The 15,373-nt window shown below is 45.8% G+C and carries 13 protein-coding genes; 1 reads left to right on the top strand and 12 read right to left on the bottom strand.

Annotated elements, in window-relative coordinates; translation table 11 throughout:
- Nucleotides 1–190: 190 nt before the first annotated feature.
- A complete protein-coding gene (locus HW115_RS01425) occupies nucleotides 191–487 on the top strand; it encodes a hypothetical protein (RefSeq protein ID WP_227021213.1) in 297 nt (98 codons plus the stop codon).
- Nucleotides 488–541: 54 nt separating this feature from the next.
- On the opposite strand, the gene HW115_RS01420 is transcribed toward HW115_RS01425, so the two are convergent.
- The 12 genes from HW115_RS01420 to HW115_RS01365 form a co-directional block, all read right to left on the bottom strand.
- Nucleotides 542–712: a hypothetical protein gene (locus HW115_RS01420; protein ID WP_178930794.1), complete on the bottom strand. Its 171-nt coding sequence runs from the start codon at nucleotides 710–712 to the stop codon at nucleotides 542–544.
- A 160-nt stretch (nucleotides 713–872) separates the two neighbouring features.
- Nucleotides 873–1,826, bottom strand: a complete 954-nt coding sequence (locus HW115_RS01415) for a type II and III secretion system protein (RefSeq protein WP_227021212.1) — start codon at nucleotides 1,824–1,826, stop codon at nucleotides 873–875.
- Nucleotides 1,827–1,893: 67 nt separating this feature from the next.
- Entirely contained in the window at nucleotides 1,894–2,781 is an 888-nt protein-coding gene (locus tag HW115_RS01410; protein WP_178930792.1) for a zonular occludens toxin domain-containing protein, read from the bottom strand.
- The gene (locus HW115_RS01405) at nucleotides 2,781–3,134 is read right to left on the bottom strand and encodes a hypothetical protein (protein ID WP_178930791.1); all 354 of its coding nucleotides are present in this window, start codon (nucleotides 3,132–3,134) and stop codon (nucleotides 2,781–2,783) included. The genes HW115_RS01410 and HW115_RS01405 overlap by 1 nt, the downstream gene beginning before the upstream one ends.
- A gap of 1 nt (nucleotide 3,135) precedes the next feature.
- On the bottom strand, nucleotides 3,136–4,548 hold the full coding sequence (locus HW115_RS01400; protein WP_178930790.1) for a hypothetical protein: 1,413 nt from the start codon (nucleotides 4,546–4,548) through the stop codon (nucleotides 3,136–3,138).
- 103 nt (nucleotides 4,549–4,651) lie between these two features.
- A complete protein-coding gene (locus HW115_RS01395; protein ID WP_227021211.1) occupies nucleotides 4,652–4,867 on the bottom strand; it encodes a hypothetical protein in 216 nt (71 codons plus the stop codon).
- A 469-nt stretch (nucleotides 4,868–5,336) separates the two neighbouring features.
- Entirely contained in the window at nucleotides 5,337–5,513 is a 177-nt protein-coding gene (locus HW115_RS01390) for a hypothetical protein (protein ID WP_178930788.1), read from the bottom strand.
- 62 nt (nucleotides 5,514–5,575) lie between these two features.
- Nucleotides 5,576–6,589 (bottom strand): rolling circle replication-associated protein, encoded by a 1,014-nt coding sequence (locus HW115_RS01385; protein WP_178930787.1) that lies wholly within the window; start codon nucleotides 6,587–6,589, stop codon nucleotides 5,576–5,578.
- 383 nt (nucleotides 6,590–6,972) lie between these two features.
- Complete coding sequence (locus HW115_RS01380) at nucleotides 6,973–7,182, bottom strand: hypothetical protein (RefSeq protein ID WP_178930786.1); 210 nt, start codon at nucleotides 7,180–7,182, stop codon at nucleotides 6,973–6,975.
- A 536-nt stretch (nucleotides 7,183–7,718) separates the two neighbouring features.
- Nucleotides 7,719–8,318: a peroxidase-related enzyme gene (locus HW115_RS01375; RefSeq protein WP_178930785.1), complete on the bottom strand. Its 600-nt coding sequence runs from the start codon at nucleotides 8,316–8,318 to the stop codon at nucleotides 7,719–7,721.
- A 168-nt stretch (nucleotides 8,319–8,486) separates the two neighbouring features.
- Nucleotides 8,487–10,325 (bottom strand): molecular chaperone HtpG, encoded by a 1,839-nt coding sequence (gene htpG / locus HW115_RS01370; RefSeq protein ID WP_178930784.1) that lies wholly within the window; start codon nucleotides 10,323–10,325, stop codon nucleotides 8,487–8,489.
- A gap of 400 nt (nucleotides 10,326–10,725) precedes the next feature.
- Nucleotides 10,726–15,027 carry a tetratricopeptide repeat protein gene (locus tag HW115_RS01365; RefSeq protein ID WP_227021286.1) on the bottom strand — a complete coding sequence of 1,434 codons (4,302 nt, stop codon included), beginning with the start codon at nucleotides 15,025–15,027 and terminating at the stop codon, nucleotides 10,726–10,728.
- Nucleotides 15,028–15,373 lie beyond the last annotated feature (346 nt).

The raw sequence follows: 15,373 nt of genomic DNA, 5'->3' as shown, positions 1-15,373 counted from the left end.
CCTAGGTTGCGTCACTCAAAACCTAAAACAATTATATCATGAAAAACTCAGATATTGCCCAGACAGTCCGAGAACTTAACGAAAACGACACACACCACCTTGTCGGGTGGATAGCAAAAACTATCGAGCTACACCCCAACGACACCCTAGAACACTCAATCAAGGAGTTTCTAGAAATCGCAACCAACAAATGCCAGGAAAAGTGAATATAAACAAAGGGGTTACATTTAGAGCAGGCAGCATTTTCAAAGCTGCAGACGGTTCAAAACTCGTTGCATACCCATTAAATACAAAATTAAAAATAGGAGGACACGAAAGAATGAGTTGCCGAAGATATGGCATGAAATGGGATGCCATTGGAAGTTTTGAAATCCTTTGGACTAAAGAACTAGACTTAGCATTAACGTTTTTCAGTTCAGACGAAGACGGAGGAAAAATCTATTACCCAGATTGGGGAGACAATAGAACAAGACTAGAAAAGGTTTAGTAAAAAAAAGCGGAAGTTAGCAATTTAACTTCCGCTTTTTTTGTATGTTAAATTTTAACGTACTTCAGTGAAAACAAGAGTCAGGCCAGACTCATTCAACAACTGCAAAAGGGCACGACCTTGAACGGCTGCATGAAGTCGGCAAATTGCCATGACTTTGATTTCATCTCTAGAGTCATCTGAAAAATGACCAACGACAGTATAAGTTGAATATTGCTTTTTCATTTTCTTCGGTTGTGTTCTGCTAAAAATTTCTCCCTCTCAAATTCTTTCTTAGACCAGGCACCGCAGCCAGAGCACTTGACCTCGATGCGATACAAAGGCTTAAACACCCAGCAAACGGCACAACCTAAGAAAAAGGAAAAGGAAGAAAGAAGCAGTTTATTCATTTTTGGGATTTAGGGTTAATTGGAATAACTTGCTTTTTCGGACAATTCCAAGACGGCAAGCAAGCGTTACCGTCGAAGAATTCTTGCCCCGATTTGCTAGGAGTGCCCGGCACAAGGGGAAAATCTGGCTGTAAATCACTGACAACTTGGGCCTTTGGAATTGTTTCAAATACAGATGCGACCACATACAAATGACCTACCTGTCTATGATCCTTTTTATAAAGCCATCCTTTGCCCTGTTCACGCTTGGCAGTCTCGACACCGCCTAGAACCATCGTTTGACCTAAGCGAAGCTCTACGGACGTTTTCAGCGTCTGCTTGAATACTTCTGGAATCTCCACGCCGTCAATCTTGCGGTAGTTGCCTACAACTCCATTTTCCTGCATTACAGCAAGCCTCACGCGCTGTTGGTCAAGAAACCAAGGAGTAACAGCCAAAGACAAGCCAACAGTCTTAAACTCAACGCTTGTTTCTGTTACACCTTGATTTGAAGTGGTTGAAGGAATCGCAATTTCTTCCCCCGTGGTTATCAATGACTCTTGAGCCTGGACTAATTGCAAATAAGGCTGATCCACAATTTCCATCTGTCCACTCTGGCAAGCCAGTTCGAGAGCAATTTGCAATTTGTCGACCTGTAAAAATGAAGTGAAAATGCCACCACCAAGAGAAGCCAATAATACATCGTCAGAATCAGCAACAATATTGGCAACCAGATCAAAGCTTGTCCTTTTATCTCCACGAACCCAAACAACCCAAGTTTTCATATGACAAGTGGAAATGACCTGATCCATTGATTTTAAAGCCTCCGCTAACCGCTGGACTTCGATCATATCGCCATAAAGTAAAACCGTATTAGTGGACTGATCCGGAATAGCTACGACAGGCCGCCGCTCTGGCGCGTCTTTTTCCTTGGCAACTGGCGCATGAGTTAACAAGCGGAGCTGCTCCAAGTCAGGCACAGGCCGATGTTTGAACCTTACAGAATTACGAGCAACAGGAAGCTCAAGCAAAGGTTGCTTATCCGTATGACTGTAAGCCGTTGTCTGCTTGGTTTGTTTCTTTGTCGGCTGATGTGTCGTTTGCTCCGTTGGTCTCTTTTCTTTCGGCTCGTCGGAGCCTCCAAAATTTCCAAGCAATTTCCAAAGGCCAAAAGTGGTGCCGCCTAGCACTACCATTAGTATTATCCAAAATCTCATTTCCGTTCAATTTTTGTAACAGTTGTCTTTTTTCGGATCCTTTCGGCTTGTGTAGCTTGTAAGGTTCCAACCGTTCACTCTTAGATGATGCCAACTGCATATCGTCATCCAAAAAGGCATATGTATTATATGCTCCAAAAAATTTCTTAGGGTAATCACGCTTCTGAACGCGCATTTTCATTCCAGTGTCTAAATCCTTAGTTGTAAGAATATTTTGACGCAAAGGAACACGGCCAACCAAAGGAAGGTGAAAATTGCCAAAGTCATTTATGTAAATTTCATTTTTAGCCTGGTTCCGAAATTGCTTCTCAACTTGTGAAGCTACTTGGGCAACAAAAAGAACATCCACACAAGCCTTTCGGGATTGGCTAAGGAAAGAAAGCATTGACCTATGATTCTTGTCTGTCTTTGCATAGTCCCGACTATTAAAAAACAAATGGATTTCATCGAGAACGACTAAAACCGTTTTGCCGACAATTCCCCAGGGGATTGACTGATGCCAATTCGGATCGGCATTCAAATCAAGATGAATTATTTGATCCTCACGAATCAAAACGCCTTTTTCCTTTAGAGCCAGATAAGCAAGCTTGTCATAAACAAGCTCGATATTGGTTGCAATAGTTCGCCCCTCAATCAAAGCCTCATAAATGAACTCAACAGCATGCAAAGTTTTGCCCGCTCCGATCTTACCTGTAAGAATCTGGATCATTAGTTAGCAATGGTTGGCACGAAAGATTTAACCCAGCGAATCAAAAGAACGATGCCCCACAAAGCATAAAGGGAACCAAAAATTGTAATCGTTTCAGTAATCGGAAAAATAGTGTTGGCGATGCCTCCAACCTCAGACAAACCAGACACATCGAGAGAAGGCCAATTAGCTTCGGTTAGTTGTTGAATCCAGATGGTTATTTGATCCATGCCAGAGACAACCAAATCGGTAATCCAAGTAATAAATCCAGTAATAGCGGCAAAAATAGCAGTAATGCCGAGCTTATTAAAAACGCTGTTTTTAATGGTTTTGTTGCCAAAAATCCAAGCAGTGAAAATTCCTAGAGCATTCATATTATACAATCAAAATCTTGAAGAAGAAACGAACCCCGAAAAGGCTGACAATAAACAACTCAACAGCACGAATAAGAGACACTGACGGATGATCTAGAGGCAACGTGATAGGTGCAGAATAATCCCCCAGGGGAAATGAAACAGAATATGAATTCTGCTGGCCAAAGGCCACGCCGTCAAATGGACGATAAGAAGACATTTTACCCTTGAGGCCATCAGTTGCGCCTTGAAGCTTTTCAGAAGCTTCGGCCATAGAATCACTAGCCTCTTGTGAGACTTCATCAAAAGCCGCTTGGCCTTCTGCTTGGCCTTCTGCGGCGCCCGCTTCTGCTTCCGCTTTAGCTCCTGCTATTTCTTCCGCTGAACTCATACCGGTGCGCCCTTCGCCCTCCTGCGCTGTCCCTGTTCCCTTTGTTTCTGTTTTGCCTGTTTCCTTGTTTATCTTGCTAGTGGAAACCGTAGTTGACCCATTATCATTCGTTTTAGAAGTTGTAACGTTTGAAACCTGTTTGACGCTGTAAGAGCCGTCTGCATTACGCACAAGCTCCGTATGTGTGGACGTATCAACAATTTGAGTGCCTGATTCTGTCCAAAGTAAAGAACCGTCAGCACCTTGAACAATAGTGCCCTCAATAGTCGCACCATCGACTGAAAAAGTAATTTTATCACCGTTGGCTAATTCAACCCCCTCAAGAGCAATAGCAGGATTTGCACCTAATGCTTGAACCTCGCCAATCAATGCCTCTTTAGTAATTCCAGAGCCTTCGACCCCTGCGGCCTCGATAAGCATTTGGATCGTGTCGGCTGGATCAGCCTGGTCTAATGAATCCTCAAGACCTAAAGCGAAAAATTCCGCATCTGGTTCCTCTGGTTCTGGATCAATTTCGACAGGAGTAAAAGAACCCTCGAAATCTGAATCATTCAAATAACTTGCTGAAAAATCACCAAAAGAACCGAGATCAACAAACCGAACTTGGCTTTGTATTGCTGGATCATATGTATAAGTCAAAGTCTGGACCGTTGGCAGAGCATAAGAACCAAGCTGAGCATAAGGAGGCTTGATAGCGGTATTTGTGGAAATAACAATTTCCACATATGCAGAAACACCAACGATAGACCCAGTAGGCGCAGGAGAATCAACGGAACCGCCAAAGCTCAAAGCTATAGAGCCAGATGCAGTTTCACCAGGCAAAGCATATCCTTGGTTGTAATAAGCTCCGTTTGAATGCTTAACCCAAATGGCAAGCTTTTTAGTGCTGCCTGTATTGTCCAAAGTCCAAGTGACTGGACCTCTTGCCGCTATCGAAGTTGATTGGTTAATTTGGAAACCCTCAACCGCTAACGAGGTAGAAGCCGATCCAAGGCAAAGCAGAAAAGCAATGCAAGCAAGATAGCAATTTGTAAATGTGCGCATTCTTGGATTGAGTTAAAACGCTCTAAAGATTCGGTGTAATATTCTGTCTGGGTCATAACGAAAAAAGGGGAGCCCGTCCGCCCCCCTTGATTATGCGCAGCAATTAGCTTGCAGCGCGGCCGATGCTCTTGAGCTTGCGAACTCCGAAGATCAAACCAAAGATGACCAAACCAGCAGTGATGACAGCAGGGGCAGCCGTAGAGACCTTGGTGAGTTCAGCTGTAATCAAAGTGCCAGCATCAGTTTGAGCAGCAGCAGGGAGAACAGTAAGGGCAGACACGCCGAGAACGGCACCAGCTTTTTTCAATGTATTTTTCATACTTTGTTTTGCGTTGTTGTTGAACCCCTCTTTATCTCTGTAGCATTGCAGCAAGTCCTTAATACTTCTGTTCATTGATGCAGAGAAAGGCGAGGGGAGTTAGCCTAGATTGTTTATGATGACGCCTTAGCAAAGGCCGTGAGAATCGACGGAGCGCGAAATACAGCCCAAAGAGCCATAAGTTTCCACATGACCAGAAGAACATAATCCATGTTCACATATGTTACTGCCTCAGGAGTCATCTTTATTTGAAAGTGATTGGGTGACCTGCCGAGTTATCGACAAGCCACCTTTGCGATGGTGTGAACGGCCACCCCGCGAAACCTTGACGAGTTACATTTAGTATTAAACAAGGAAAGGAAAACCGTTTCGGGCGCTTGGGCGCTGACGCGCCCAAGCATCCCGATCCGGATTTCCTCAACCATGATAATATTCATATAACAGCGTAAAAAATTAGAGTTTATGAAAATTAACCAGGAACATATTCACCAGTAAGGCGGCGCATTCCTTTTTCGGTAGTCAAACCAGCATTTTTGATTTCAATGTGTTGAAACATTGCAAGCTCTGGATGCTGTTGACCTTTTTCGGTTTTCAAAGAATAGGTATAACCATTGATACCATCTGAAACCTGCAAAGCGGTCTGCATTCCGAGAACATTGGAGGAGTTTCCAAACTCGGTCCAATCTTTCGGAGGTGCTACCGCTGTAATTATTCCTTTGAAGCGTAGGCCGAAATCTGCGCCAATTTGCGGAACGCCAGCTGCCGAAGCTGCTTGGCCCTTGTCATCGTCATTTTGTTGTTTTGACATATCTGTTTTAGTTTATGTTTGTCGGAGAGTTGAGCAAATCCCGCGGGAATCTTTTCTAAAAAGTAATGGTTTGGCTTAATGCTAACCACGTCACCATTTAGTGTCCCTTGCGTTAAGAAATGCTCAAAAGTATGAAACGCATCATTTAAATGAATTGTTTTAGATTTGAGATAATCGCCATGCTCATTCCGAGCAATGACCTGGACTTTCTTCATTTTCTCATCAAGCACCATCCAGACAGGGCGGGGGAAGTGACAAGACTTAGGCTTGTCTTTTTTGCGCGGCTGCATGACTTTGTAATCATGCGGCTCTTTCCCTTGAGAAACTAACCAATCAGAAAAATTGGCTAAGAAATTACGGCTCCGCTGAAAAAAACGCACGCGATCGAATGCTTCAGGTTTTCCGTCTTTGATTTCATAATAATTAAGAAACCATTCAGGAACTGCGTTTTTTAGGTTGTCGCTGTTGTATTTTTTCAGCGGAGCCTTGAAAGCATATTTAAAAGCGTAGTGTCCATGCTGATCACAATGCTTATATTCGACGCGACCCCATTTCCACATGCCACACAATTCTTTTAATTGTTCTTCAGAAACACGCTTAGTCAGGTTTGTGAAAACGTGCCAATGTGGCCAGCCGTTAGCTTGAAACTCAAATTTCCACCAGTTGACACAGTGGCGAGCCTCTTCAAAATATCCCCATTCATAGAGCTTTTCAGCTACTTGTTTCATATAACGAGTGACTTTGGGCTTTAAATATTTGTAAGCGTCGCACTCATCTTCAAACCAATCTGGATTAACGGTTAATGTGACCATCATCCAGCCCGAGGGCATGGGGAAACCCTCGGCCATAAGCAATTTTTGCTTTAAGTAAACACCGTAAGACGTGAACCAGTTAGGGTATGCAGCGTATTTCACCTCGACACCATCAGCAGATGACTCGGATGAATTTTGTGATCTGGATTTAACAGAATAAGCTACCACGACAACGGCAAGGGCATTTGCAAATCATTTGCCCGAACCGCGCACGAAAAACGCGGTTGTGTTGCTGCCAGGTCAGAATCATCTATCAAATCAAATATCGATAGATCAAACATTACGGCCATAAAGGGCAATAGTAATTGCATTGAGTTAATAATTTAAGACTTCGAAATCAGATGGTGAGTCTGAAACGCTCGGTAAAGCGTTAGACGATCAAAACCACAAAAATCCATAATTCGTCAACAAAAAACGAATGAGATTAACATAATTCACCGCAATTTAGCAAAATATGCGGAATTTGCGCAGAAAATATGCGCAGATTAAACAGCTAAATCTTGAATAAGACCAAGAAATATACCAACGGAGACAGACAAAATAAGCGCAATAAAAACAGGAGCCGCCCAAAACTTAAAACCTTTAAAAGCCTTGAATTGCTTATTTGCAATTTTATCAACTGCAGAAATAAAAAGGAGGAACCCAGAGCCCAGGAACCACAAGAATGCAAAATAATCTGGATCAAAGGGAATCACAGGCAAAAGAACGCCCCGCTCAGCACCACCTGGGGACGGGGACTTTGTAGTCTTAAATTGAATTAACTGCTTACGCCGTAAATTCGGATGTAGACTAAGCCCCTTATTGTGATACAGTCAACACATTTTTTAATGCTCCACGCATTACATACAGTGTGTTGACCATTGAGTTTCAATGAGTTACACCACCCCTCTAACGAAATACACCTATTCGGTTTTCAGCTTTAGAGTCGCTGTTTCGGGGTCATAAAAATGCTCCCTTGGCTGCCTCCGCCGTAACTTAACCCGCGCAGAATGCCAAGTCATATATTCAAGTAAAGAAGCCCATNACGCCCCGCTCAGCACCACCTGGGGACGGGGACTTTGTAGTCTTAAATTGAATTAACTGCTTACGCCGTAAATTCGGATGTAGACTAAGCCCCTTATTGTGATACAGTCAACACATTTTTTAATGCTCCACGCATTACATACATTGTGCGAAGTTATAAATAAGTCATGGGGAGAGCTTCTATGGTGTTTGAGACGTTCAGGAATCCCTAGAGTCCATATTCGTTGGTTTTGAGAGCACGCCAGGTTTCTTCGGATGGAGCCATTTCCGGTTCGGGCTCGACACCGAGACCATCTGCAATTCGGTTGAGGTAATTAAAATACGAAACCACCTGAGCCGCTATATTGATCGCATCATCGCTAAACCCATGTTGTCGCAAATGCTCGACATCGAATGCGGACATGTCACCAGGTTTCAGGGTGAGCTTGATCGCGTAGTCGCAAAGAGCCCGGTCTGCATCACTGATCATTGCCTGCCGATAATCGTAAATGAGCTGCTCGGCGATTTCTGCAGCTTCAGTGTATTCGGACACCTGGCGGAAATCCTCAGCGTGTAAAAGTGTTCCATAGTAACAGTCATTGGCATGACTAACGATGGTGGCAAGCATTTCGCGCCGCTCTGCACTGAGTGCATTCTCTCGCTTCATTAGGCTCGCGTAGAGCGACATCGAACTCTGGATCACCGCAGAATCCGGGCTGAGAAGACGCACAATATTGGCGATCCGGCCAAAGGATGCAATGGATGTCTCGTAGACCTGCTTTACGGGTCCAGAAGCTTCCGATTCGGAAACAGTATGAATGAAGGGCATAGTCCTGAGAATACAAGGCCCCTACTCCCGTGTCAAACTGACTGATACCGTAGTCTGTGCGTAAACAAGAGCGTCCGCATTCCATTTAAGAAATGCGGACGCTGAAGTAACGGGGCTTATTCCGAGGGTTCGCGGGGATTTAAAAAACCTCGGCCCAACGATGAGGTATTAATGAACGACCTTTTCTAGCAGTTGGTTGATCCGAGAGGTCATCTGATGTGGATTTTCTAGCAATCCTGCAGCCAACAAGGCATTGTCTGTAAGTTGCTGAGCGACCAACTGGGCGGTTTCCTTATCTGTATCCACCAATCGAGCCAATCCGTGAATAACCTCATGGCGCGGGTTGATTTCCAAGGACGTTTTGGTCATTGGGACTTCCTGCCCCATGGATGCCATAATGGCGCGCATCTGGGCATTCGGAGCATCTTTGGGCGTTAATGCGGCGACGGGACTATCAACCAATCGGCCGGAGGACTCCACCTTGGCAATGCGCTCCGAGAGTTCTTCTTCGAGGAATTTGATGAGCTTCTCGCTTTCTTTTTTGCCCAACTCGGTGCCCTCGGTTGCGATGTCATCGAGTTCAATTTCGCCACGGTCAGCGGAAACGAGCTTCTTCCCTTTAAACTCGGGCAAGGCATCCATCACGTATTGATCCACAGGTTCGGTAAAGTAACAGACCTCGAGCCCACGAGCCTTGAACGCTTCAAGATAAGGACCGCTCTCGATTGCCTCACGGGACAAGCCTGTAAGGAAGTAAATGTTTTCCTGCTCTTCCTTGGCCCGGTCAACGTATTCAGCAAAACTGCTGGTTTTACCGGCATCCGTCATCGAGCTTTCAAAACGAAGCAGGCCTGCCAGTTGTTCTTGGTGTTCAAAGCTGGTCGCGATGCCTTCTTTGAGGAATCGACCGAATTTCTGATAAAACTCGGCGTATTTCTCGGGCTCGTTTTTCGCCTCGCGCTCAAGGAACTTCAAATAACGCTTGGTGATCAAGCCGTTGAGTTTTTGCACCAAGGCACTGTCCTGCATGGATTCGCGGGAAATGCTGAGCGGCAGATCTTCGCTGTCGATTACACCGCGCAAGAAGCGAAGCCACTCAGGGAGTAACTTGTCCGGTTTGGCATCGATTAGGACCTTGCGGCAGTAAAGTGCCACACCAGGCTCCATTTGCCCCATCCCAAACTGCTCGGTATTTTCATTGGGTGTGAACAGGAGCGCATTGATGGATAGCGGTGCGTCCGCACTGAAGTGCATGATGTAGCGAGGATCATCAAAGGCATGCGCTGTGAACTTGTAAAACTCATTGTATTGCTCTTCGGTGATTTCCTTTTTACTCTTCATCCAGAGAGCTTCCACCTTGTTGATGTGCTCGCCGTTGAGTTGAATAGGGAATGATACAAAATTGGAGTATTTTTCGAGAATGCCTTTGATTCTCGCCTCGGTGGCAAATTCTTCCATGCCCTCCTTGAGATGAATCACAATACGGCACCCCCGGGAGGCTTCATCCGTTGACTCAATATCATATCCGCTGGCACCGTCACTGCTCCAAACATGCCCTTCACTGTCTTTTTCCCATGAGCGGGAAATAACATCAACCTTATCGGCGGCCATGAATGCTGAGTAAAAACCAACTCCGAACTGACCGATCACATCGGCGTTGGAGTCCCCCTGCTCTTTCATTTTTTCAAGAAACGCCTTGGTTCCTGAGTGTGCGATGGTTCCCAGGTTTTCGACCAGTTCCTCGTGATTCATGCCGATACCACTATCCGTGATGGTCAGGGTTTTGGCTTCTTCATCGGTGGTGATTTCAATCTGCAACTCTCGCTCGGATTCGAAAACGTCTTTCTCCGTGAGTTGCTTCAGGCGCATTTTTTCAAGGGCGTCTGACGCATTGGAGACAAGTTCACGAACAAAGATTTCCTTATCCGTGTAGATCGAGTGAATGACGATATCGAGCAGTTGACGAACTTCTGCTTGGAACGAATGGGTGTGTTCTTTGGTAGCCATGGTGATTACGTATATTTCTTAGCGCTGGAAGATCACGTGAGGTCGGCGACCTGCCGTGCGCGCGGCGAAAAATAGCTAAACTCCCCCGCCCTGCAAGCGAAAACCTCCACTGCTGTCCCCAGAGTTTCGCTCCTATAGAGGGAGGCTCATCGGAGCGTGCGTTATTTCGAGTGGGAATCGCTCTTTTCTTCAGCTTCGACGGCTGACTGCTTATACCAAGTAGAAAACAGACGGGACGATAGCCGAGAGGAATGAGTTCTTTGGCAAGGCGCGACGAAGGAATGGTGCGGGCACCATGACTAAGGAGAAACACAGCCAAAGGAGTCATTCATCCGGAACTCTCATGGATCACGCAGTGCTCTTCCAAATACCTCAACAACGATCAATCGTCTCGTCTGTTTTACGGAGTGGTATTAGCATGCAGGCTCGAGCATTGGAGGGTGGCCATATAGGAATAGGCTGAGCTTATAGGATTGATTGCAGATGCTTTGCCAAGGCTTTGCTTTGCTTCCTCTAGCCTTCCTTGTTCCAATAATGCTTGAGCTCGATAGTAATGCAAACAAGCTTGGTTTTCTGCATTGCGCTCATCTTTGAGCGTCGATTCTGTCAAATCCAGAACCTCGCCCCACTGCTGGTTTACGACCGCAAGCATGAGCTTTGCCATTGGCTTGTCTTCGGAATGCAAGGAGCTAATTACATGGTGCATCCAAACCTCAGTGAGTAAATCTTGATGCTTTGCCTCAATGGCAAATCGGCAGGTTCTGATAAAGGATTCAACCTCTGGAGCTCGCCAAGCATCCATCACCTGTTTCTCTATAAGCTCAGCAATATAAGGATCGAGCAACTTCAGCAACGCATCATCGCCGAGCAGCCTCAGTGATGAGTAATACCTGAAGAGCAATTCATCTTCGAGGAGGGCTGAAGACGGCAGATAATCCAAAAACACGGAAAGTTTCTTTTGGTCGCTTGAGCGAAGTAAAAGTGACAGGTAGGAGGAGCGCCCTAATTTGCGCAGAGTGCTTCCATCTTGCCCCAAATTAATGAGATCTTCGGAGGGCTCCCCCTTGGGAAGAGCGTGACCGACAGCATGCCGGGCCAAGGTCAAGCATGCCGTCGCGGCGTTACTCCCTTTTCCGAGGTTCAGACGAACCCAATTTGCGAGTTCATTCTCGATGACAGGAAGAGCTTGTGGGATCGTCATACCGTAATGGATCAGGCCAATAATCGCAAATGACTTGTCTTTCTCTGTCAGGCGTGAATCCAGAACTGTCTTCAAAGCAACACGAAGACGCTCTGGCTCGACTTTCCCATCGTGCTCTGCCCAGAACCCTGGCTTAAGAAACCAGATGCTCAAATCCGAGACATCAAGCTGTTGTTTTTTGATGATTCGCTGCGCCATGATGGCGTGCCGCTGGCTGGTAGAGTAACCTGCGTCTTTTTCAGGTGTGATCCATTCTTGCCAACCCTTTGGTTGTTCAGCCGCTTTCAACTTCAATGCTTTGCTGAAATGCTTCACTAGTTGCTGGTGAACTTCATTTCTGGGGGTTGCAATCTTGAGACCTCTGAGCATTTTCAACCGTATTTCAAGTTGGCGTTGGTTATGATTACCAACGAACTCCCAAGCTTCAGATTCGTCGTAAATTTCCTGAGCCTTTTCTAGTTCACCCCAGCCAAGAAGCAGCGTAAATAGAAACTCAATCTGGATGATATCGTTTCCATCAATGTTTCGTCGACCCAACTTGCGCAGCAGCGATTCTACTTCCTCGGCAGCCTCGGATGCACGCACTTTGCATAGTTTGACGAGATCCCTCCCCCAAGCTTTCCGGGTTGACTCGTTGATCAATTGGTAAGCGGGATGTTCACGATAGCCACTCTGAATGCTCGGATGACCTTCATATGAAGCCCTGACAAAAGCCCTCCAAATAATATTACGATTCACCAGATCAGGAACGGCATCCAGACCCAAAGCATCGGTGATGATTTCCTGATGCTGTTTCCATGTCGGTGCGTCTTCCGAAACAAGAATCACAGCCTCGATAAATGCCTGATGGCGTTCAGCCAGAGGAATTTGATCTGATTGAGCTGCCAGCATCAATGACTTGATATGCATAAGCCGGTGCTTTTCAGTGATACCGAGCTGAAGCAAGCCCTCAAGCTCTAACTTCAACTCGTCATCAAGCTTGTATGGTGGCAGATGACCATACCATGCAGGTTTGTGTTTTGACACCCATTCACTGACTTTTTTCTGAAAACTGTCGGCAGTGCGGGATTGCTTGGAATGACTTTGCAATCGCTTCTGGATTTGTTGATAGAATTCGTCATCTGGCGACTTGGTTTTGCTGGCTTTTTTTAACACTTCTATCGCATCTTTGGGCTGGCGGTTCGAGGTCATGACATTCGACAGAGCCAGGGCAAAGCGGTGATAACTCATATACTCTGGCCCTTGATTCCAAATCTTCAGCCCCTTTGCGATGCTATCCTTCAGATCTTTGCCCGTTGCATGACTGGTGATCAAATACAGCCATGTTAATCGCTCCAAATGCTCCGGGCTGGCCTTGGCTGCCTTTTTCAAAAACAATCGAGATTTGAGATGGGCTCTTTGATGCTCTCCGACGTCGTAAAGGAGTGCACATTCCACCCGGTTTGCGATTTCTGTGACTTCCGGTTTACCTACGTTGATGGCTCCGGCTGCCTTAGCCAACAAACGATAGCACCTTTTTTTATCTGAGGTGGAAAACCTATTCGCCCCATTATAGACCGTTGCATAAAGCCCTTCAAAATAACATGGCAAAAACCGCATCACATCAAAAACCGGGTGGATAGATTCCAGCATTTCAGACCAATTTTTATTTGATGACGCCAACTTGACTGCAGCCTCAACGTTAGACGCCTGATCTGACGAATAAAGAACCGTGTTCGATTCCGGCTGTAAATCATGCCGCTTGAGTTCTTCAAGATAAACCTCACGCCACCACTGGTCCATATCATCCCAATATTCGAATGATTCTTCAGGAGTGTTTGCCATATGGATGGCCATATGAATGGCATCGGCATTTTCGCTCTCAGCCCACGTTGACCGAGGCACATCCTGCAACAGCTTCCAGTCGTCAATTGCCTGCTGGCGATTGCCAGACTTCAAACTAACCAATCCAGCTCTACATATATGTGAGCATACACTCTCAAATTCTTTCCGTTCTTTTACAAACTTAAGGTGGCACTCCCTCGATTCCCCCCACATACCGAGCCCCTCATAGGCCTTACCCATTCGGTGCCAGCAAGCGTGCCCGTATTCTGAATTGAATTGCGGATCGTTGGACATTTTTTTGTAAATCTGCACTGCCGACTCCCATTGGTTCATGGATTCATAATGACTAGCGATCAAAAACTGACACTCCCAGTAGTTGTCGTCATGGTGTGGGATTTTTTCGCTCAACTTTGCCAAAGACCCATACATTCCGCAATTTTCTGGCACTGAGCTTTGATGTTCTTTCCATTGAACCATTGCTAGGAATTGCCATAGGTAGTGTGTGAATTGCCCGTTAGGCTCGCATGACCGAAAATACTTCCCCGCAACCTTCAACCATTGATCATTGTCTTCATTGTACAGATCATTTAGCTGTGCTTCCAGCTTTGATGCGCTGGCATGAATTGCAGTCGCTTGGCGGCTTTTTAGATAGTTTGGATTTATCTGATCAAACAATGCCAGCAGTTCTTTCCGAATCTCCCCATTACTTTCTCGAGATTCCATCTTGCAGCGAAGATTCCCAGCCAATGTTTCGAGCATGGCTTGTATGTCCTTTTGATTTGAAGCTGTGACTCCATCTTTTGCTTGAGTCTTTAGTGATTGCTGAATCGCAAGGTGTGCGTTCTTCATGAGAGGTGAAATCGGTAATTCAAAAAGTTTACTTTCGAGTTCTTTGAACGTGTCTTCCGCTTGATCGGCATGTGTGCTCGCCCAGTCCAGCAATAACTTTGCAGCCTGTTCTGACATCTGCTGATGGCAGTAACAGAGAAACAGCCGTTGCATGGCACGTGGCTGATGCTCATTTTCAATGGTTAGAGCTAATTTTGCGTGCTCAGCAGCGGCATCCATCCTCTTCTTATTCTCATACAAGTAATCGGCGAGTAAGGTGTGTGTCCACCCTTTGCGGTAATCATTGATGCGATCATCTGAGGCGAGCTCCACCAGAATTCCAATGGCCTGTTCCTTCTCATCCAATTCGTATTTGACCATGGCATAGAGATACTTGGCGAGCAGGCGTTCATCGATGTCGACTCCATTAGCTGCCCTCGAGAGAAGCTTTGAGTAGATTTCTTCCGCTTTTTGAAGCTCGTCGTGACAATAATTCAAATACGCCATTCTCGAGCGTGCAATGAACACGGTATTGGCATCACCTGGAAACCACTGTATCACCTTTTTTAAGGCGCTTTCCCTCATTTCTTTTGATCCTCCCAACGGGTACCGTCTGTCCAAAAGATCGAGTTGTCCTTCCCCGGTCGGCATCAATGTCATCTCTATCGCTTTACTGTCTTCCCGTTCAAGTGCAGGGGTGACATCTCCATGATGAATTAATGCTGATTTCTCAAGCCACGCATTTAAAGCTCTGCTTGCCTGTTGCACTGGGGCTATTTTTGTTGCCGGTATAAAATCACCAAGGACATGGAGTCTCATGATTGCTTGGCAAGTTTGGCTGGAATGCAAGTCGTTCCATTTGGCCTCAGCCTTGAAATACGGCGTCGACGCCTCAAATGATGGTGGAGCGGATTGAATGGAGTATCCCTCAGGGACCTTGATATTAGCTGTTACGTTGATTTGATCAGGCCATTGGTAGAAGTCGGTCTGTCTCGTTGGGTTGGTTCCATAATTTGAAATCAACCCACTGGATGAGGGAAAGGAGAGGTGAATTCTTCCCTTTTGGTCAGGCTGGATGGCCGGGCACGTAAAATAGGCTTTGACGACTACAGGTTCTTTAAATTGCTTATCTTCAGGGGACGGAATGACGTAATCGGCCACAAGCGCTCCGGCGAAAAAAGGCTGAATCAGCTGA

Source organism: Oceaniferula marina (assembly GCF_013391475.1).
Classification (GTDB): domain Bacteria; phylum Verrucomicrobiota; class Verrucomicrobiia; order Verrucomicrobiales; family Akkermansiaceae; genus Oceaniferula; species Oceaniferula marina.
This window is presented reverse-complemented; position numbering and strand designations above follow the sequence as displayed.